The following is a 19,009-nucleotide window of genomic DNA, read 5'->3' as shown; positions in this document are numbered from 1 at the left end:
CTTTCTTACATGAGTTTTGTTTGATATAAGCCCACTTGTGATCTTATTGTTTTTGTGACGATGTTTTTGGAGCTAAGAGTAAAAAAGCAGGAATTGCTTTATTATTGTCTGCTTGTATGGTATCCCATTTATCTAACATTCGCAAGATTTTAAATTCTTGCTCATGATGGTGTCCCGCCAACATGCAGAAAATATTAAAATGTTGCGACTCAGCATCCTTGGCAAACAAGTAAGCTGGTTTTGGTAAACGATAGTATTGAATAAAAGATGAGTGCTGTCTTAGTTATTGTTCATGTTGCTCCCTCTGCTATCCTTAGTATTCCAAGCATGCAAAGCTGGGATTGGTAAACGATGAGTAATGAACAAAAAGATGAAATCTGTCTGTAGTTTGCAACACAGACAAGATCAAATTCAGCCAGTAATTCTAAAGTTTCACCAAAGCATACAAAAAGAAATAAGCTGCAATCATATTGCTTTTCAGGCCCTTCGCCCCTCTCTTTTAAAAAAATCACTTTTTGCACACTTTTGAATTTACCCACCAGTTGGTATTGGCACTTATTGGAATATGTTGTAACTCGCAGTAAAATAGTTTCACATGAACAAGATTATCCTCCCTTTGCTTTTCCTTACACTTGGCATCAGCACAACCAATTTTGCACAAAAGAAAAAACCTGCAGCCGTATCTGCAATTATGGGAGATGCAGGTGATAAAGAATCTAAAAACAACAGTGGTGGGGGGCAATAAAGAACTCCGCATCATTTCAGCTGAGAAAGTAATGGAAATGAAAATTCCTGAAGGCGGGGCGAATGGTGCAGCCATTGTATATCACCCAAAGGAAAAATTATATTATGCAGCACAGGCAGGTAATAAAATATTCCCACTGGTGATATTTGATAAGGATGGTGATGTACTATCAGCAGAAGACCAGGCAACCTTGATTGATGTAAGAGGGTTATGGTACAACCCCAAAACAAAAAAGATTGGCGGTAACGGCTACGATGCATTTGGATGGTTTACCTATGATCTCAACAAAAAAGGATTACCCGAAACGATTGAGGTTTTTAAAGAAGGATCTTATCAGCCCGATAAAAACAGTGCAGGTGTGCTCAATACAGAAGATAATGAAGTGCTGTTCCTTGATGGACTGAATATCACCTGCTACAATACGGATGGCACAGATAAACGGAAAACAATTCAGCTCCATATCGGCTCAATGAATTCAAAAGATGGAGTACAGACAACCACTACAGATTTTGAAAGCAATTATAATACACGTTCCATTATTTACACCGGAACAAAAGGGGCAGAAATCGGTTTGCTGAATATTACCAAAAAGCAGGTTGAACTCTACGATATTAAAACCGGTTATATGAGCCAGATCGTTAAACTGCCGGTTGATTTTGAACTGGAAACCTATTTCAACTTCACTTTCTGTAATGATATTTACTGGGTGTTTAATAAGCAGAGCAGGAAATGGATGGGCTATAAATAAGAGGTGGGTTAAGAGTTCAAAAGAGGTGAAGGAGAAAGCCGATAGCCGATAGTTGTGAGTAGATAGTAGTGGTTGGCAAGATGGGAGAAGTAATTAGCAACAGACAATCTTTATTCAATAATAAGTTATAAAGAATCAGGGCTGGGCCAGGATTTAAATTTTTTTATAACCCCTTGCTTAAGCAGGGGTTATCAGTTATAAAGCAGGTGGGCTTTAGCCCTGAAAAATATTCAGGTTAAAGTAAAAACCCTGACAGAAATGTCAGGGTTCCTTTTATTATGAATCAGTTATTAGCTGATAGTATGTCTTGCTCTTGCCAGCGTTTTATCTTTTTCAGGCTGACCTAATGGTTTGTTTTTTGCAAAATCCATCAGGATTGGTGCTGCCACGAATACTGATGAGTAAGTACCTGTGATAACACCGATTAACATTGCAAAGGCAAAGCCTCTTGTTACCTCACCACCAAAGATGAAGAGGATGAGCAACGTTAAGAACACAGTGAGTGATGTCATGATGGTACGAGCCAGTGTATCATTGATGGCTTTGTTAAGGATTACACCCTTATCCTGACCAAACATTTTTGCACTGTATTCACGCACACGGTCAAATACAATTACCGTATCGTTCATTGAGAAACCAATTACTGTTAAGATGGCCGCAATAAAATGCTGATCAATTTCAAGCGGGAAGGGAACGATGTTTCTCAGGAAAGAGAACACAATCAATGTTACCAGTACGTCATGCAGCAAGGCTACAATTGTACCCACTGAATATCTCCAGTCACGGAAACGGATGAAGATGTATAATGTAATTGCCAGCAAGCCGAGAATGGTAGCCCACAATGCACCTTTTTTCAAATCATCAGAAATAGTAGGCTGTACTGTTTGTGAACTCTGTTTGAATTTTTTATCGAACTGCTGATAGGTTGTTCCTGCAGGAAGGAAGGTTTTCAATCCTTCAAATATTTTACTTTCTACAATTGAATCAACCTGCTGACCGGGTTGCTCAATCATATAATCAGTCGTAATATTCAACTGCTTATTATTACCAACTGTTTTAATGATCGGGAACTTATTCAGCACTTTATTCAACTCGTTTGCAACTTCTTCGTTCTTCATTTCACGGTCAAACTTAATGGTATAACTGCGTCCTCCTCTGAATTCAACACCATAATCAAAACCATTAAAGATTGATGCAACACCCAGCAGTAATACCACCAGTGAAATACCATAAGCTACCTTGCGGTACTCAATGAATTTGTAAGCAGCATGTTTAAAGATGCGGCGTGAAATAGCGGTAAAATATTCAAAGTGACGGTTCTTCTTCATCCAGAAATCAGTAATGAGCCTGGAAACAAGAATACCGCAGAATAAACTGAGGAGGATACCAATGATCTGTGTGGTTGCAAAACCCTTTAACCGGACCTAACCCGAAATACAACAGGATGATGGCGGTTAATAAGGTTGTTACGTGTGCATCCAGTACAGGAGCAAGGGCATGTTTATAACCATCGTTCACTGCTAATTGATAGCTCTTGCCTTTGGTTAATTCTTCTTTAATACGTTCAAAGATGATTACGTTCGTATCCACCGCCATACCGATTGTTAATACCAAACCGGCAATACCTGCGGCAGTTAATGTGGCGCCCCATGCGCTGAGTACACCAACTGTAAATAATAAGTTTAAGATCAGGGCAATATTTGCAACCCATCCGCCTGTGTTATAATACACGAGCATCAGTACAAAAATCACAATAAATGAAATGAGGAAAGACAGTGAACCGCCTTTGATTGCTTCAGCACCAAGTGTTGGACCAACCACCTGTTCCTGTACAATTTTAGCAGGAGCGGGGAGTTTACCTGTACGTAAGATGCTTGCCAAATCCTGTGCTTCCTGTGTAGTAAATGATCCGCTGATCTGTGAGTTACCACCAGAAATAGCGCCATTGTTTACACCGGGTGCAGAGTATACATAGTTATCAAGAGCAATGGCAATAGCATATTTACCACTGAAGGCTTCACCGGTCATTTTTTCCCAGATATCAGCACCTTTTTTGCTCATGGCCATGTTCACCAGTACTTCATTATTCCGCTGATTGAAATCCTGGTTGGCATCAGTAATAAATTCACCGGTTAATTTTGGAAGATCAGAACCGGGAACAGTTTTAATGACAAATATTTCAAGCAAGCTTTCACCCCGTTTGTTTTTTCCCTACAGGTTTAGCCCCATAGAGAAAACGCATGGTTGAAGGAATAGAAGCTTTTACAATATCAAGTTTTGTATATTTTGAAAATAATGCTGTATCAGAAATACGGATGAGGCCAATTGTTGCACTGCTGTAACCTACAGCCTTGCCATCTACCTGCTGAGCCATCAATGATGTTACAGGCTGGTCGCTTACTCCTGCTACTTTGTTGGTTGTATCAACTTTAGATGTATCTGTTCCACCACTTAAATACGCTTTTACTTTCTGATCGATCTGCTGCAGACTTTGCTGCACCAACTGATCTTCATTACGGTAGGTTTCCCAGAATTCAAGGTTGGCAGTTGCCTGTAAGAACTTACGTACACGTTCAGGATCATCCACACCTGCAAGCTCTACAGTAATAATTCCTTTATTCTGATCGAAGCTGATATTGGGTTGAGCAACACCAAACTGATCGATCCTTGCTGTCAAGCGGTCGTAGGTTCTTTTAATGGCATCTCTTGCTTCTACACGGATAGCATCAATAACAGCACCATTGCCTGCATCAATTTTAATGTTCTTATTTTTTCCACCTGCAAATAGAGCAGCTAAATTTCCGCCACCGGAAACTTCACTGTAAGCCTGCTGGAAAAGCGTAACAAAATCAGCATCGCTGTTTGCTTTCTTTTATTGGCGCTTTCCAATGCTTTATTAAGAGTAGAATCTTTTGGATTATTACTCATGGAGCGGATCAATCCATCTAAACCAACTTCCAGTGTAACGTTCATACCACCCTGCAGATCCAAACCAAGGTTCAGTTCCTGCTCAATTGCTTTTTGGTACGTTAACTTAGGATACAGTACAGCAACGTTCATCAGTTCTTTTTCTTTCAAACTGTCAACATAGCGACGGTAAGTTGAATTAAAAGCAGAGTCTCTCGTTTCTTTTGAAGCGCTTCCGAAATTGCTTTTCACATATTTCTCAGCTCTGGCTTTTGCTTGCTTTCAAAATTGTTGACAATCCACGTAAAACTTAATTGCCATACAGAAATGAAGATCAGCATGATTGCAAAAAACCTAACCAAACCTTTCAGTGCCATAATAGAATATTAATTGGGGTTCTTTTTTAAGGACGGCAAAGATAGGGGATTGTTTTGAAAGCGAACAGCTGTCAACATCCTGTTTTCCATCACTTAATGCTTTCTGTGGTTGAGGAGAAGTGCTGAAAAACAGGGATTCCATGCGGGTGCAGATCGTTTATACCCGAATCGACAGGGACAAAAAGAACCGTCCTCATTTCACCGATTATTACTTCAATGTAAAGAATGATCTCTATTTCTATCCGGCTTCCATGGTAAAAATGCCGGTTGCGTTTCTTGCTCTGGAGAAACTTAACCATCTGGGCATTCCCGAAACACAACTATGATCACTGAAAAGGATCTGCCGGGCAAACCGTTGTTTATAACGATCCCACAACTCCTGATGGCCGACCAACTCCTGAACATTATATCAAAAGATCTTCCTTGTAAGTGATAACGATGCCAATAACCGGCTGTACGAGTTTTGGGACAGCAGTACCTGCAGGATCATTTGAGTAAGAAAGGATACAAAGATGCCCAGATCATCCGCCGCCTGGCAATTACAATGAGCGAAGATCAGCACCGTACCACCAATCCTCTCAGCTTTCGTGACAGCAGCGGGAAGATCATTTACGAACAGCCACAGTTCATCAGTACTTATAACTATCTGGTTCGTGATCAAAAACTGGGCAAAGGATTTATCAATGATCAAAACGCACTGGTGAATGAAGCATTTGATTTCAGCAGGAAGAACAGGATTTACCTGAATGATCTTCATCAACTGTTACGAAGTATACTGTTTCCTGAATCAGTTCCCAAAAAACAACGCTTCGATCTTACGGCAGATGATTACAGGTTTCTTATACAGGTACATGAGTCAGCTGCCTTCAGAAACGAAGTTTCCGGAATATGATACAACTGAATTTTATGATGCCTATTGCAAGTTCCTCATGTTCGGAACGCAAAAGCATAAACCTTTACCAAAGCAGATCCGCATCTTTAACAAAGTTGGCTGGTCGTATGGTTTCTTAACTGATGTTGCTTATATCGTGGATTTTGAAAAGAATGTTGAGTTTATGCTGAGCGCCACCATTTACTGCAATGCAGATGGAATACTGAATGATGATAAGTATGATTATGATTCTGTTGGTTTGCCTTTTCTTGAACAACTGGGACAAACAATTTATAACTACGAATTGAAACGGGAACGACCGCATCAACCCGATCTATCAAAATTTAAAGTGCAGTACGACAAATGAGAGTGAATACGTTTATGTGGCAGTTGATTTTTATTCTTTCTGTTGCTGTTTACAGCTGTAACAAAAAAGACATTGTAAAGGGAACAACAACCCAACTGAAGCTGATCAATGCATCGCCCAATTCAGGCAGTATTGAATTGCTGCAAAATCTGAAGCCTGTGGGGCAATTAACCTATTTAACAGGAATGAATCCTACTGTAACAAATCTGACTGTTGACAGTGGTTTCAATAACTACCGGTTGAAAAAAGGGGCTGATGAAATAGCCAGCTGGCTGTTTGCCAATGAAGGATTGAATCTTTCTTTTTGTGTGCGATTCAATGATTCCATCAAAAGCAAAATACTTTTTCCTCAAAGATAATCTTGACACAACCGGTCTTGGTAAAAAATCAAAGATCAGGATGGTGCATATGAGTCCGGATATTTCTACTGTTGATTTGGTTACCACACACCCGGTAAATCCCGGTGAGGATTCAGCTATTGTAAGCGGCATGAATTATTTCGGGGACTTTAGTCAGGCGGTTATACTTACAGCCAGTGGGTTCCAGAGTTTTTATGCTGACTCTGTTGTAACCATCAAAATCAGGAAGAAATCAAACAACAGTATTGTAAAACAATACCAGTTCAATTTTAAAAAGGGCACTGTTTATTCACTGCTTTTAAAAGGATATGTGGCAAGGGCAGGGAATGATTCGTTGTCCTTATCAATCATTCAGCACAACTAACAAATAATAGTCTTGCATGTACTAACTTGCGCAGCGGTAAAACAAAATTTGTAAATCTTTCAGATTTTAAAGCACGCAAACAATTTAATTAAAATGAAACTTTCTTCCCTGTTAGACCGGTTCAGTGAACCTGAAACATTAAAAATGGCAAAGCTCGGCCGTGAATTAAGAGCAAAAGGTGGATGTGATTGATCTCAGTTTAGGTGAGCCGATTTTGATACACCTGATCATATTAAACAATCAGCTAAAAAGCAGTGGATGACAACTACAGTCATTATACTCCCGTATCAGGCTATCTTGATTTAAGGGAAGCAGTTTGTGCAAAGTTGAAACGTGATAATAACCTTGATTATAAACCTGAGAATATTATTGTATCAACAGGAGCCAAGCAAAGTTTAGCAAATATTATTCTTGCAACTGTTGACCAGGGTGATGAAGTAATTATTCCTGCTCCGTTCTGGGTTACGTATTCTGAGCTGGTGAAAATTGCAGGAGGTGTTCCTGTTATTCTTCCAACTACAATGGAGAACAAATACAAGATCACCGGTGCTGAACTGGAAAAAGCCATCACTCCCAAAACAAGAGTGTTTATGTTTTCTTCACCCTGTAACCCATCAGGATCGGTTTACAGCAAAGAAGAATTAAAAGATCTGGCAGCAGTGTTTGCAAAGCACAAACACATCTTTATTATCTCCGATGAAATTTATGAGTATATCAATTTTATTGGTAAACACGAAAGCATTGCTCAGTTTGATGAAATAAAAGAACAGGTAATTATTGTGAACGGTTTAAGCAAAGGTTATGCAATGACCGGTTACCGTTTGGGATATATTGCGGCCAATGTAAATGTTGCAAAGGCTGTGAAAAACTGCAGGGCCAGTTTACCAGCGGTACCAATGCTGTTACACAAAGAGCAGCAATTGATGCATTGACTGGTGACCAGGCTCCAACACTTGCCATGACTAAAGAGTTTGAACGCAGAAAGAAAAGAGTGATGCAACTGGTAAGCGAAGTTCCAGGATGGAAATTAGCTGAACCTGATGGAGCTTTCTATGTTTTTCCAAGAGTTGATTACTACTTTGGAAAAGCAAACGGCGATGAGAAAATTGAAAATGCAGATGATCTTTGCATGTATTTATTAAATACTGCACATGTATCAACCGTTACCGGCCGTGCATTTGGATCACCAGAATGTATCCGCTTATCATTTGCCAACAGTTTGGAAAAAATTGAAGAGGCGTACAAGCGTATTAAAGAAGCATTGGCAAAATTGAAATAATGATTTGTTCAATAATTGCAAACCCGGTATTAAAACATGCCGGGTTTTTTATTTCATTACCTTTTGAAAATAACTTAACAGGAACCATCGCTCTTTTTCAATCCTGCGGCTGCTCTTAAAAGTTTAAATATATCCCTGCTGGTTTTTCTACAACCTTTTTAACGGATTTAATAGAAACGTCATTGATAAAAAATATCAGGAGCAAAAAAACGAAAGTTTACGATTGCATTCTGCAAAAAAAGTTTCTAACTTGTATCTGATGGTTAGTAAGACTGGTTAGTAAGAGAACAAGAACAGGCAGTCCGTTTTATTGAATGGCATTTCAACCTTCCGCTCAGTTAAGAACATATTTCACACCATTGGTTGCCGAGGATATCATTCACCCATCTTCCTGCCTGCCAGAATTTCCCGGTAACAAACTTTAACTGAGTAACATCTTCAGCTACGGATCTGTTTGTTAAAGCATTTCATAATTGATTTAATCATAAACACTACACCTGTTGTTTTGCAGAGTGAACGGTAATTTCATTCGTTTACTGAGCAACACAGGTTACCGGCAGTGCTGTACACTTTCAATTATGATACTGTAGTTTTCTTATGCTTCCTGTTTTAGTAACAGTTCATTTTTCATTTTTAAATATTGATAGTATGAAACCTAAGACCTTATCTGAAAGAAATGGTAACGGACACCATTCCGAAATGGGAACAATGACAGAGAATCCTCCAATGGGGGCTGAAAATTTAATTAAATCTGCATTTACACCTGAGGGTGCAAATACAGAACTGGAAGAAGTTGAAGGATTTAAATTATTGAATCAACAGGAAGCAGACAGGGAAGTTACCAACGTGGCTGCTGTTGAAGCGGCTGAAGTATCAGATACATTTGAAGAATCAGGTGTTGAGATTCCAACTTTAGAAAGTCAGCCAAAAGAAGCATTTTTTGCCAGTTACTCAGAGTTGATGCCCCGGAATGAAAACCTCAGAGAAGTAATTATTGGGACAGATGACAGAGTAAGAATCAATACAACTACTGTATTTCCCTGGCGGGCTGTATGCGCTTTACGCATTACTGCAAAGGACGGAACCAGGTGGATTGGCACAGGCTGGCTTGTTTCGCCACGTACTGTAATAACTGCAGGGCATTGTGTTTATATGCATGATCATGGTGGATGGGCAAGGAATATTGAAGTAATTCCGGGGATGAATGATGCATCCAGGCCATATGGTTCTGGTACCAGCAGTAATTTAAGAAGTGTACAGGGATGGACACAAAGCAAAAACAGGGACTTTGATTATGGCGCTATCATCTTACCTGCCAACAGCAGGCTTGGTGACAGGACAGGTTATTTTGGATATGCAGTACGCAATGATGCATTTTTATTATCATCAACCTTAAACCTTAGCGGATATCCCGGCGATAAAGGTGGTAACCAGCAATGGTATATGGCAAGAAGACCAAGATCAGTATCATCAAGAGTTATTTATTATGATATTGATACAATGGGCGGACAAAGCGGTGCTCCTGTCTGGATTAAGATCGGAACAACCCGTTACTGTGTTGGCATCCATACCAATGGAGCATCAAGCGGTAACTCTGCTACACGTATTGCCACACCTGTATTCAACAATATCATGGCATGGAAAGCACTTGGTATGTAAAGCGGGTTCTTTCATCACAAACTGCAACGGGATATTTTTTCCCGTTGCTTCTTGTTGCAGGAATATTTATCCATGTTCACTGTAAATCTAAATCCAGGACAATGAATACAACATACTCAGTAAAAGGAATTTTACAAACAGCCGGTCACCGTCCTGTAGAAAATGCAATTGTGATGATCACTGAAGGCGATTATGAGTTTCCTGATATTGCTTCTGTTTCAAATGAGAAAGGGGAGTTCTATTTATCAAACATTCATCTGCCGGGGAATTATACATTGCAGATAAACAGTGAGGACACAAGTTTTAAACGAAAATTTTTTATAACAGCAAAGGATACAGTGTTGCAGGTAACAATGTAAAGGCGAACGATTTTTATTCGTAAGAATTCTTCTCCGGGTTTTGACGGGTATCAAAATGTTCAGGATTTCAATTGTATCATTTGATATACTATAGTAAAGCTTATTATGTTTCGTAAGAACAATACTTCTTGCACCATTTATTTTTCTGGATAGCTTACCCATTTCCGGAAATGCAGCTAAATTAAATATTCTGGATTCTGTAATCTGAATAAAATTCTCAGCAACGAAAAGAGGAAAACTTTCCAGTAAATAACTAATGACTTTACTATAATCTTCGATTGCTGATTCAGACCAAATTATTTTGAAAGCCATTCTCTTGACATTCTTTTTACAGTCTCATGGTCAACTACTTTTCCCTCTTTAACCTGCTGAATAGATTCCTTCAAACGTGCTAATTGCTGGGGGGTTAATTCATCAACAATGTCTTGCTGTGAATTTGCAAAGCTTCCGCTGCTTCCTGCAACATTTGAAGAGCAGTTTCATCCTGTATTAATTCTACCTGGCGGTAGATTTCTGATTTTAGTTGATTGATGTCTTTCTTTTCCATCACTAAATTTACAAAAAAAAAGCAGAGAATTACTCTGCTTTTTTCTATTTCTTCTTTGCTGCTTTTTTCGGAGCAGCTTTCTTTTTTGTTGCTGTTTTCTTCGCTGCAGATTTTTTTGCAGCTCCTTTTTTTGCAAATGCATTGGGTACCTGCACTTCAATCATCTTCTTGATTTCTTCCACCGGCATCATGGCTACTTCTTCGGTTGAGTATTTGGTGCCATCTGCTTTCTTATCAATCTTCAGCATTTTTTTGCCAAAGCGGATGAAGGGTCCCCATCGTCCATTCTCCACGGCAATATTTTCATCGGGCCAGCGCACAATGAAACGGTTGGCTTCTTTGGCAACCTTCGCCTCAATGAGTTCGTTGATATCGAATTGAGTTAAGTTATCAAAATCATAACGCTTCGGCACATTGATATACAGACCATCCCATTTAATAAACGGTCCGAAACGTCCTTTACCTTTTGTAACCGGTTTGGTTTCAAAATGTGCAACAGGAGCATCAGCCGTTTGTTTTTTCTTTGATCAGTTCCAGTGCACGCTCCATGGTTATATCCAGCGGCTCTTCGCCTTTTGGAATAGAAATGAACTGTTCACCCAGCTTTACATAAGGCCCGAGCGGCCAATATTTACACTCACTTCCTGTCCTTCAAATTCACCAAGACTTAATGGAAGCTTAAACAGATCCATTGCCTCTTCATAAGTAATTGTTTCAATACTCTGATTCTTGCGCAATGCAGCAAAACGTGGTTTGTCTTCATCACTCACATCACCAATCTGCACCATTGGTCCAAAGCGGCCCATGCGTGCAACAATCTTTTACCGCTTGCTTCATCAACACCTAATTCACGTTCACCTTTAATGCGCTCTGCTGTTTCAATGGTTCTGTCTGCATCTTTTTAAACGGACTGTAAAACTCTTCGAGCATTACATTCCATTTAATTTGCCTTCGGCCACATCATCAAACTCACCTTCAATGTATGCAGTGAAACCATAATCCATGATATTTTCGAAATGCTGTTTCAGAAAATCTGTAACAACAAGTCCGAGATCAGTTGGAAATAATTTTTGATTTTTCAGCACCGGTATTTTCCTGATCCATTCCTTTGGTCAGCACATCATCCTTTAATTGTAATACACGGAAATCCCTGCATACACCTTCTTTATCTCTTTTTTCAACGTAGGTTCTTTTTGAATGGTTGAAATAGTGGGAGCGTAGGTTGACGGACGGCCGATACCAGCTCTTCTAATTTTTTACCAGCGATGCTTCTGTATATCTTGGTGCGGCACGGGTAAATCGTTCAACCGCATTCAATTCTTTCAGTGGCAATTGCTGACCAACTGTTAATGGCGGCAGCATTCCTTCCTCTCCTGAGCGTGTCGAAGGATCATCTTCCGTTATATCATCATCATCTTTGTCTTCACGGTATACTTTTAAAAAGCCATCAAACTTCAGCACTTCACCTTCAGCTTTTAATTCTTCATTATTGGTGGAGATGGAAATATTAGCCGTTGTACGTTCCAGTTCAGCATCCGCCATCTGCGAAGCCATTGTACGTTTCCAGATGAGTTCGTACAAACGTTTACCATCGGCTTCATCAATGGTTGAGTTCTCCCTATAAGTAGGACGGATGGCTTCATGTGCTTCCTGCGCTCTCGTTCTTATTCTTGAATTTGCGGAACTGGTGGTAGCGGTCGCCATACATTCCTTTGATAGTTCTTGTTAAATCACCCAAAGCTGTATCCTAAACTTTCACTGTCGGTACGCATATAAGTGATTAAACCACTTTCATATAAACGTTGTGCCAGCTGCATGGTTCGGCTAACTGAATACCCCAGTTTGCGGCTTGCTTCCTGTTGTAATGTTGAGGTAGTAAAAGGAGGAGCCGGTGATTTTTCCGGGACGAACCTGGATATCTTTACTTTATAGCTGGCACCTTTGCAACTGTTGAGAAATTTCTCTGCATCTTCGGCGGCATTCTGTTTCTTTCCTTCTGCTTTAAATATAACGTTGCGGTCGCTGAGATCTTTTGCTGTAAATAATCCTTCCAGTTTAAAAGAGATGAAACAGGAGTGAAGGCGTTGATTTCCCTTCACGTTCGGCAATTAACCGAACAGCCACACTTTGCACACGGCCTGCAACTAAGTTGTTTCGCGATGCTCATTTTGCGCCAGAGAACAGGGCTCAGTTCAAAACCTACAATCCGGTCAAGAATTCTTCTGGCCTGCTGGGCATTCACCAGGTTCATGTTCCGCGTTCTTGGATTGTCAACCGCTTTCAGAATGGCCGGTTTGGTGATTTCGTCAAACACGATACGCTTGGTGGTGGCAGGATCAAGACTCAGCACTTCCACAAATGCCAACTGATCGCTTCCCCTTCACGGTCCTCATCAGTTGCCAGCCATACGGTATCGCTCTTTTTGCCAGTGATTTCGGGTCTCTTACAACCTTCTCTTTATCGTCTGGAACAATGTACCGGGGCTGGAAATGATTGGATTGACATCAAATGCCCATTTCATCTTTCAAGATCACGGATGCTTGCCATAGCAACTCTTTACTTCAGTCTTTTCCGAGAGAAGAGGCAAGATTATGACTTTCGATTGATTTTGTAGATTAGATAAAGTGGTGTTTGAGCATGGAATGAAATTGTGAGTCGACTTGATTAAGGAGCAAGTAAACGGCAAGAGAATAGAAAAGCATTGATGACGAAAAGAAGGAAGAATGAATTTGAAAATTAAGTATTGGATTCTTGGTGATAGCAAAAGGACTTTAAATACCTTATCAAATTATACATTATCAACTTACAAAAACTCCATCACCGCCTTTTTCACTTTATTATCCTTATAAATTTTTCGGTGACCCAATCCTTTGGTAACCATAAACTCAAGAGGTTGGGATGGGCATCCTGCTGAATTTTTTCAGCATCGGCCCAGGATTACATCATCTTCTTCATCATGCACCCACAATACTTCTGCCTGGATATGATGAGCTAATTCACGAATTGAAATTTTGTCAATTGTGCGGCCACTCTTTTCCCTGGATGATTGCCTTCAGCTCATCCATCACATCCTCATCAATGTTGAGAAAGGCGCAAAACTTTTCAATGCACTTTCTGTTTCAGTTGCCGGAGCAATCAATACCAGTTTTTTATGATCCTGGTATTTCTGTTCTTCCATAAAAAGGCTTAATGCTAATCCGCCAAACGAATGTGCAATGAACGATTGAACAGGTCCGTATTTATCATACACCGCCTGTATCATATCACGGTAAATAAAAGCGTTGACGGTTTTGCCGCTGCTTTCTCCATGAGCAGGCGCATCAAAAGCAATTACTTCATATCCTTTCTTTAAAAGAGGTGAAACAAAATGATCGAACTTTTTTATGGTAGATGAAAAGCCATGAATGATCAATGCTTTTTTGGGTTGCGGATGATTCCAGCGGTAACCCACCAGTTGGTATCCGTCCATATTTAAATGAAGCTTCTCTGCTTTTTCAAAAATGGCCGGCATCTAGTTGTTTTTGTACCAGGATAAGGTGTACAGAATAATTCAAATGCTTTTTCTGCTGCTTTTCGTTTGGAGAGCTTGAAAAAATGTTCAGCTTGGCTCTGTAATATCCGATCACTAATTTCTGAGCGAGTTTCATACCATTACAATTATATCAGGTAAGATGTTTTACTTTGAGATGCAAATTAGTTCATCCATCTCATTAACAGTTGTACAATCAATGAATATTGTCATCCTCGGTTCGGGCAATACAGCAACAGTGCTTGCCAAGATGATGCATGCAGCAGGTCATTCCATTGTGCAGGTATGGAGCCGCAATCAGCAACATGCAGCAGAACTTGCAAAACAGGTACAATCAAAAGCCATTCACTCATTACAGGAAATAACAACTGATGCAGATCTCTGCATGATTGCAGTTTCAGATAAAGCCATCAGTGAAGTGGCAGCAGAACTGAAATTAAAAGAAAGTATTGGTTCATACAGCAGGGTCAGTGAGTATTGAAGTTTTGAAGAATGCTTCGCCGAATTATGGAGCTTTGTATCCTTTGCAAAGTCTGAGGAAAGAAATGACTGTGTTGCCAGCCGTTCCATTCCTGATTGATGGTAACAGCGATGATATAAAAGCATTGCTGAAAGATTTTGCCCTTTCTCTTTCAGATAAAGTAGAAGTTGCCAATGATGATGCAAGATTGAAGATGCATCTGGCAGCAGTAATAGCCAGCAATTTCACCAACCACCTGTATGCAGTAACAGAAGAGTTTTGTAAGAACCGTCAGCTTAATTTTGAATTATTACATCCATTAATACAGGAAGTAGCCGTCAGGTTAAACCAGGGACGAGCCATCGACATGCAAACAGGCCCGGCAAGAAGGGGCGATGATGAAACCATTCAAAAACATCTGCATGTACTTAAAGCTGATCAGCATTTGCATGATCTCTATCAGTTACTTTCAGAAAGCATCCATCATTTATACCATAAAAAATAAGAACTTCGGCACATGAACCTGATTGAACAGTTTAAGCAAATTAAGACATTTGTTTTTGACATGGATGGAGTGTTAACCGATGGATCAGTTATCCTTCTGCCCGGTATTGAGTTTGTCCGCACTATGAATGTGAAAGATGGGTATGCCATTCAGTTAGCAGTAAAGAAGGGTTACCAGGTTGTCATTATTTCGGGAGCGGTATCCAAACCTGCTGCCGAACGGTTAAGAATATCTTGGTGTAAGGAACATCTTTATGAAAGTGAAGGACAAAGAAGAAATATTGGCCCAGTTTATATTGGCCAATAATCTGAAATGGGAAGAAACCCTGTTTATGGGCGATGATATTCCCGACCTCGATGTAATGAAATTGGTTGGATTGGCTGCCTGTCCGCTGGATGCTGTGCCGGAAATAAAGGTTGTTTCCAAATTCATTTCCACTTTCAATGGTGGTAAAGGCTGTGCAAGGGAGGTTATTGAAAAAGTGCTGAAGCTGAATGATCACTGGCTTACATCTTCAGATACAGTTGCAACTATATAAATCACATTTATTTGAAGGAACTTGCTTCCTATCTTCACAGCTGAAACAGAAAGATGAAGAAACTCTCCGATTTTTTTAAACTGATTCGCTGGCCCAATCTTCTTTTTTATAGCGCTTACACAAATCCTTTTTCTATTGTGTTGTTCAGCCGGTTTTGTATGGTGGCGGGTTGCATATGCCGAGGGAGTATTATATTTTGTTTTTTATTCTCACCTTATCATCCATTTTTATTGCAGCTGCCGGTTATGTCATCAATGATTATTTTGATTTGAATATTGACCTGGTGAATAAACCGGGCAGGATGGTGGTTGATAAAAGCATCAGCCGCAGATGGGCCATTTTTTTTCACATGTTATTTTCTTTTGCCGGTGTGCTGATGGGATTTTACATCGGACTGCAAAATGGTAACTGGATCATTGGTTTTGCAAATACAGGCTGTGTATTCCTTCTCTGGTTTTACAGTACTACGTTTAAAAAGAAATTACTCAGTGGAAATATCATCATCTCACTTTTAACTGCATGGGTGGTATTTGTAGTGTACCTGCTTACCATTCACCAGGAAGTGAACCTGCTGCATATGATTAATACTGATGCACAGCAAAAGTTATTCAGGCTGGCTATTCTTTATTCCTCCTTTGCATTTATTATTACATTAATTCGTGAAGTGGTGAAAGATATTGAAGACATGGAAGGTGATGCAAAGTACGGATGCAAAACCATGCCAATTGTTTGGGGAGTAGATTTTTCAAAAGTATTTGCGGGCATCTGGTTGGTGATCCTGCTCGTGTTGCTTATCATTGTGTTATTTTATGTTCTACAGTTTAAGATGTGGATTGCAGCAGCCTATTGTTTACTGTTGATTGTTATACCAACTGCTTACTGTTTAAAGTTGCTGTTGAAAGCAAACACAACTGCAGATTTTGCTGGATTAAGCAAATGGATCAAAGCAGTGATTTTTACCGGCATCCTTTCAATGATCCTGTTTAAATTTTTCGCCTGATGGAACGGATTATCCTTGCCTCCAAATCGCTAAGACGAAGACAGCTCTTAGAGTGGGCAGAAATTCCTTTTTGATGTAATGGTAAAGATACCGATGAAATGTATCCTGCGTTTTACCCATTGAAGATGTGCCTGTTTATATTGCGAAGAATAAAGCATTAGCTGTAAAAGCAGAATTAAGTCATGACCGTCTGATACTGGCGGCTGATACCATTGTTGTACTGAAAGATAAGGTGATTGGCAAACCGGCCAGCATGGAAGATGCGGTAAATACATTGAAAGAACTTTCAGGACAAACGCACCAGGTAATTACAGGCGTTGTTATTGTAAAAGAAGAAACAGAAATTGCATTTGCTGATATTACTGAAGTTGAGTTTCATACGCTAACTGATCAGCAGATAGAATATTATGTAGAACATTACCAGCCTTTTGATAAAGCCGGTGCCTATGCCATCCAGGAATGGATTGGTGTTGTAGGCATTAAACGGGTAGAAGGCGATTTTTACAATGTGATGGGCTTACCTGTAAGCAGGGTAGTGAAAGCACTGAAGCAATTTGGAACGGTAATTAATTTGCAACTGATTGCTTTTAAATACAAAAGGCATTTATTAATTTGTAAATGATTGATTGGAATTCATTTTCAAATCAGCACATCTCCACATTAACCAATTGCTTTTGCTATGAACGAACGCCTGCTCCAGTTTATCTGGCAACACCTGTATTTCAACAAAGAACAACTCAAAACTGCTGGCGATGACTCAATCAGTATTCTTTCCCAGGGATTGCTGAACAGTAACCAGGGGCCCGACTTTCTGCATGCACGGATTCACATTAACAACATCAGCTGGTTTGGCAATATTGAACTGCATATCAAAACAAGCGACTGGGATAAACATGGTCATACAAATGATGAACATTACAGCAATATCATTCTGCATGTAGTTTGGGAGCATGATCAAACAATTGAACAAACTATTCCTGTACTGGAGTTAAAGAACCGCATTTCCGCATCATTGCTTCAACGTTATTATCTGTTAATGCAGCAAAACGAATTCATTCCCTGCCAAAACCAGCTTTCGGTTGTTTCGGAATTGGTATGGGTAAACTGGAAAGAAAGGATGATTGCTGAACGGTTGTTTCAAAAAAATGAAAAGATCAATCAACTTTTACAGGAAACCAATCATCACTGGGAAGAAACCTTCTGGCAATTGCTGGCAAGAAATTTCGGGATGACTGTTAATACAGATGCATTTGAATCGATTGCCAAAACAATCCCAGTTACAGTTCTGGCAAAACATAAAAATCAGATTCATCAGTTAGAAGCTTTGTTGCTGGGACAGGCAGGTTTACTGAATGGTGAGTTTACTGAAGATTACCCCATCATGCTGCAGAAAGAATATAAATTCCTGCACAAGAAACATCAATTGAAGCCGGTTAACCACTTGCTTCATTTTTTAAGGATGAGACCATCTAATTTCCCTTCAGTTCGTTTAGCACAACTGGCAATGCTCATTCATCAGTCGAGTCATTTATTCTCAAAAGTTATTGAAGCCGATGATCAGCATTCAATTAAACAGTTACTTGCTGTAACTGCCAATGATTACTGGCATTATCATTATCTGCTGAATGAACCTGCTGAATTCAAAAAGAAACGGTTGGGTAAAATGATGATTGAAAATATACTCATTAACACAATCATACCCATGCTTTATGCTTATGCTGAACAGCATGCAAATGATAAGCTGAAACAAAAAGCCGTGCAATGGCTGCAGGAATTGCCAAAGGAAAACAACCGCATTACCCGTCAATGGGAAAATACAGGTGTAACACATTCCACTGCATTTGATTCGCAGGCATTGCTTTATCTGAAAAAGAATTACTGTAATGTAAAGCGTTGTTTAAGCTGTGCAATTGGTAACAGCATCCTTAAAAAAACAGCTTACCAGTTAAACACTACATTCTGTTCAATATCTGCATGAAGACTTTTGGCAACAGGGCATGTAAGTGCTGCATTCTGTAAAATCGTCCGTTGTTTTTCATCTAACTGCAAATGGGCAGGGAAATGAAAACTCACATCAACTCCTCCAATTCTTCTCGGGTCGCTTTTCATGTGTTTCTGAATATCAATTTTAACATTGGTGAGATCAATACCCATATCTCTTGCTTTGATGCCCATAATGGTAAGCATACAGCTGCCCAATGCCGTTGCAACAAGATCAGTAGGAGAAAAACGTTCGGCTTTTCCCTGGTTATCGAGAGGTGCATCGGTTTCGATGGTTGTATTACTTTGTAAATGGGTGGCTGAAGTTCTTAACTCACCCTTGTACAGAATAGAAGATGTCATAAACTTGTGAATTATTCTTGAAAGTTTGAGGCAGCAAGATACCACAATGCTG

At 39.7% G+C, this 19,009-nt stretch carries 15 protein-coding genes and 7 pseudogenes; 14 read left to right on the top strand and 8 right to left on the bottom strand.

Annotated features, from left to right (window positions below):
* Positions 1-43 precede the first annotated feature (43 nt).
* Together IPK31_17355 and IPK31_17350 are read right to left on the bottom strand one after the other, a co-directional pair.
* Positions 44-229 (bottom strand): hypothetical protein, encoded by a 186-nt coding sequence (locus tag IPK31_17355; protein ID MBK8089544.1) that lies wholly within the window; start codon positions 227-229, stop codon positions 44-46.
* 61 nt (positions 230-290) lie between these two features.
* Positions 291-521, bottom strand: a complete 231-nt coding sequence (locus IPK31_17350) for a hypothetical protein (GenBank protein ID MBK8089543.1) — start codon at positions 519-521, stop codon at positions 291-293.
* A gap of 74 nt (positions 522-595) precedes the next feature.
* Between IPK31_17350 and IPK31_17345 the strand changes: the two genes are divergently transcribed.
* Both IPK31_17345 and IPK31_17340 read left to right on the top strand, forming a co-directional pair.
* Positions 596-745 carry a hypothetical protein gene (locus IPK31_17345; protein ID MBK8089542.1) on the top strand — a complete coding sequence of 50 codons (150 nt, stop codon included), beginning with the start codon at positions 596-598 and terminating at the stop codon, positions 743-745.
* Positions 732-1,493 carry a hypothetical protein gene (locus tag IPK31_17340; GenBank protein MBK8089541.1) on the top strand — a complete coding sequence of 254 codons (762 nt, stop codon included), beginning with the start codon at positions 732-734 and terminating at the stop codon, positions 1,491-1,493. The genes IPK31_17345 and IPK31_17340 overlap by 14 nt, the downstream gene beginning before the upstream one ends.
* A 290-nt stretch (positions 1,494-1,783) precedes the next feature.
* Here IPK31_17340 and secDF read toward each other — a convergent pair.
* Positions 1,784-4,777, bottom strand: a pseudogene (gene secDF / locus IPK31_17335) (protein translocase subunit SecDF).
* A 119-nt stretch (positions 4,778-4,896) separates the two neighbouring features.
* On the opposite strand from secDF, the pseudogene IPK31_17330 reads away from it, so the two are divergent.
* The 6 genes and pseudogenes from IPK31_17330 to IPK31_17305 all read left to right on the top strand — a co-directional run bounded on the left by IPK31_17330 (position 4,897) and on the right by IPK31_17305 (position 10,035).
* Positions 4,897-6,015: pseudogene (locus IPK31_17330) on the top strand (serine hydrolase).
* Positions 6,012-6,374, top strand: a complete 363-nt coding sequence (locus IPK31_17325) for a hypothetical protein (GenBank protein MBK8089540.1) — start codon at positions 6,012-6,014, stop codon at positions 6,372-6,374. Before IPK31_17330 ends, IPK31_17325 begins: the two are co-directional and overlap by 4 nt.
* Entirely contained in the window at positions 6,322-6,738 is a 417-nt protein-coding gene (locus IPK31_17320; GenBank protein ID MBK8089539.1) for a DUF4397 domain-containing protein, read from the top strand. Before IPK31_17325 ends, IPK31_17320 begins: the two co-directional genes overlap by 53 nt.
* 93 nt (positions 6,739-6,831) lie before the next feature.
* Positions 6,832-8,017, top strand: a pseudogene (locus tag IPK31_17315) (pyridoxal phosphate-dependent aminotransferase).
* 960 nt (positions 8,018-8,977) lie between these two features.
* Entirely contained in the window at positions 8,978-9,676 is a 699-nt protein-coding gene (locus IPK31_17310; GenBank protein MBK8089538.1) for a serine protease, read from the top strand.
* A 101-nt stretch (positions 9,677-9,777) separates the two neighbouring features.
* Positions 9,778-10,035 carry a carboxypeptidase regulatory-like domain-containing protein gene (locus tag IPK31_17305; GenBank protein ID MBK8089537.1) on the top strand — a complete coding sequence of 86 codons (258 nt, stop codon included), beginning with the start codon at positions 9,778-9,780 and terminating at the stop codon, positions 10,033-10,035.
* On the opposite strand, the gene IPK31_17300 is transcribed toward IPK31_17305, so the two are convergent.
* The 4 genes and pseudogenes from IPK31_17300 to IPK31_17285 form a co-directional block, all read right to left on the bottom strand.
* Positions 9,922-10,347, bottom strand: a complete 426-nt coding sequence (locus IPK31_17300) for a type II toxin-antitoxin system RelE/ParE family toxin (GenBank protein MBK8089536.1) — start codon at positions 10,345-10,347, stop codon at positions 9,922-9,924. The two genes, IPK31_17305 and IPK31_17300, sit on opposite strands and share 114 nt — an antisense overlap.
* A gap of 94 nt (positions 10,348-10,441) precedes the next feature.
* Positions 10,442-10,582: a hypothetical protein gene (locus tag IPK31_17295; protein ID MBK8089535.1), complete on the bottom strand. Its 141-nt coding sequence runs from the start codon at positions 10,580-10,582 to the stop codon at positions 10,442-10,444.
* 44 nt (positions 10,583-10,626) lie between these two features.
* A pseudogene (topA, locus tag IPK31_17290) lies at positions 10,627-13,056 on the bottom strand (type I DNA topoisomerase).
* 590 nt (positions 13,057-13,646) lie between these two features.
* A complete protein-coding gene (locus IPK31_17285; protein ID MBK8089534.1) occupies positions 13,647-14,093 on the bottom strand; it encodes an alpha/beta fold hydrolase in 447 nt (148 codons plus the stop codon).
* A 175-nt stretch (positions 14,094-14,268) separates the two neighbouring features.
* Between IPK31_17285 and IPK31_17280 the strand changes: the two genes are divergently transcribed.
* The 6 genes and pseudogenes from IPK31_17280 (at position 14,269) to IPK31_17255 (ending at position 18,592) form a co-directional block, all read left to right on the top strand.
* Positions 14,269-14,592: an NAD(P)-binding domain-containing protein gene (locus IPK31_17280; GenBank protein ID MBK8089533.1), complete on the top strand. Its 324-nt coding sequence runs from the start codon at positions 14,269-14,271 to the stop codon at positions 14,590-14,592.
* Positions 14,582-15,076: a DUF2520 domain-containing protein gene (locus tag IPK31_17275; protein ID MBK8089532.1), complete on the top strand. Its 495-nt coding sequence runs from the start codon at positions 14,582-14,584 to the stop codon at positions 15,074-15,076. The genes IPK31_17280 and IPK31_17275 overlap by 11 nt, the downstream gene beginning before the upstream one ends.
* Positions 15,077-15,088: 12 nt before the next feature.
* Positions 15,089-15,614, top strand: a pseudogene (locus IPK31_17270) (3-deoxy-D-manno-octulosonate 8-phosphate phosphatase).
* A gap of 53 nt (positions 15,615-15,667) precedes the next feature.
* A pseudogene (locus IPK31_17265) lies at positions 15,668-16,614 on the top strand (geranylgeranylglycerol-phosphate geranylgeranyltransferase).
* Positions 16,614-17,236 (top strand): annotated as a pseudogene (gene maf, locus IPK31_17260) (septum formation protein Maf). Before IPK31_17265 ends, maf begins: the two co-directional pseudogenes overlap by 1 nt.
* A gap of 57 nt (positions 17,237-17,293) precedes the next feature.
* The gene (locus IPK31_17255; protein ID MBK8089531.1) at positions 17,294-18,592 is read left to right on the top strand and encodes a DUF2851 family protein; all 1,299 of its coding nucleotides are present in this window, start codon (positions 17,294-17,296) and stop codon (positions 18,590-18,592) included.
* Here the strand turns inward: IPK31_17255 and IPK31_17250 are convergent.
* On the bottom strand, positions 18,553-18,957 hold the full coding sequence (locus tag IPK31_17250; GenBank protein ID MBK8089530.1) for an OsmC family protein: 405 nt from the start codon (positions 18,955-18,957) through the stop codon (positions 18,553-18,555). The two genes, IPK31_17255 and IPK31_17250, sit on opposite strands and share 40 nt — an antisense overlap.
* Positions 18,958-19,009: the final 52 nt, after the last annotated feature.

Source organism: Chitinophagaceae bacterium, from assembly GCA_016713085.1.
Taxonomy (GTDB): Bacteria; Bacteroidota; Bacteroidia; order Chitinophagales; family Chitinophagaceae; genus Lacibacter.
Note: the sequence above shows the minus strand (reverse complement) of the source record. Positions and strands in the feature narration are given on the sequence as shown.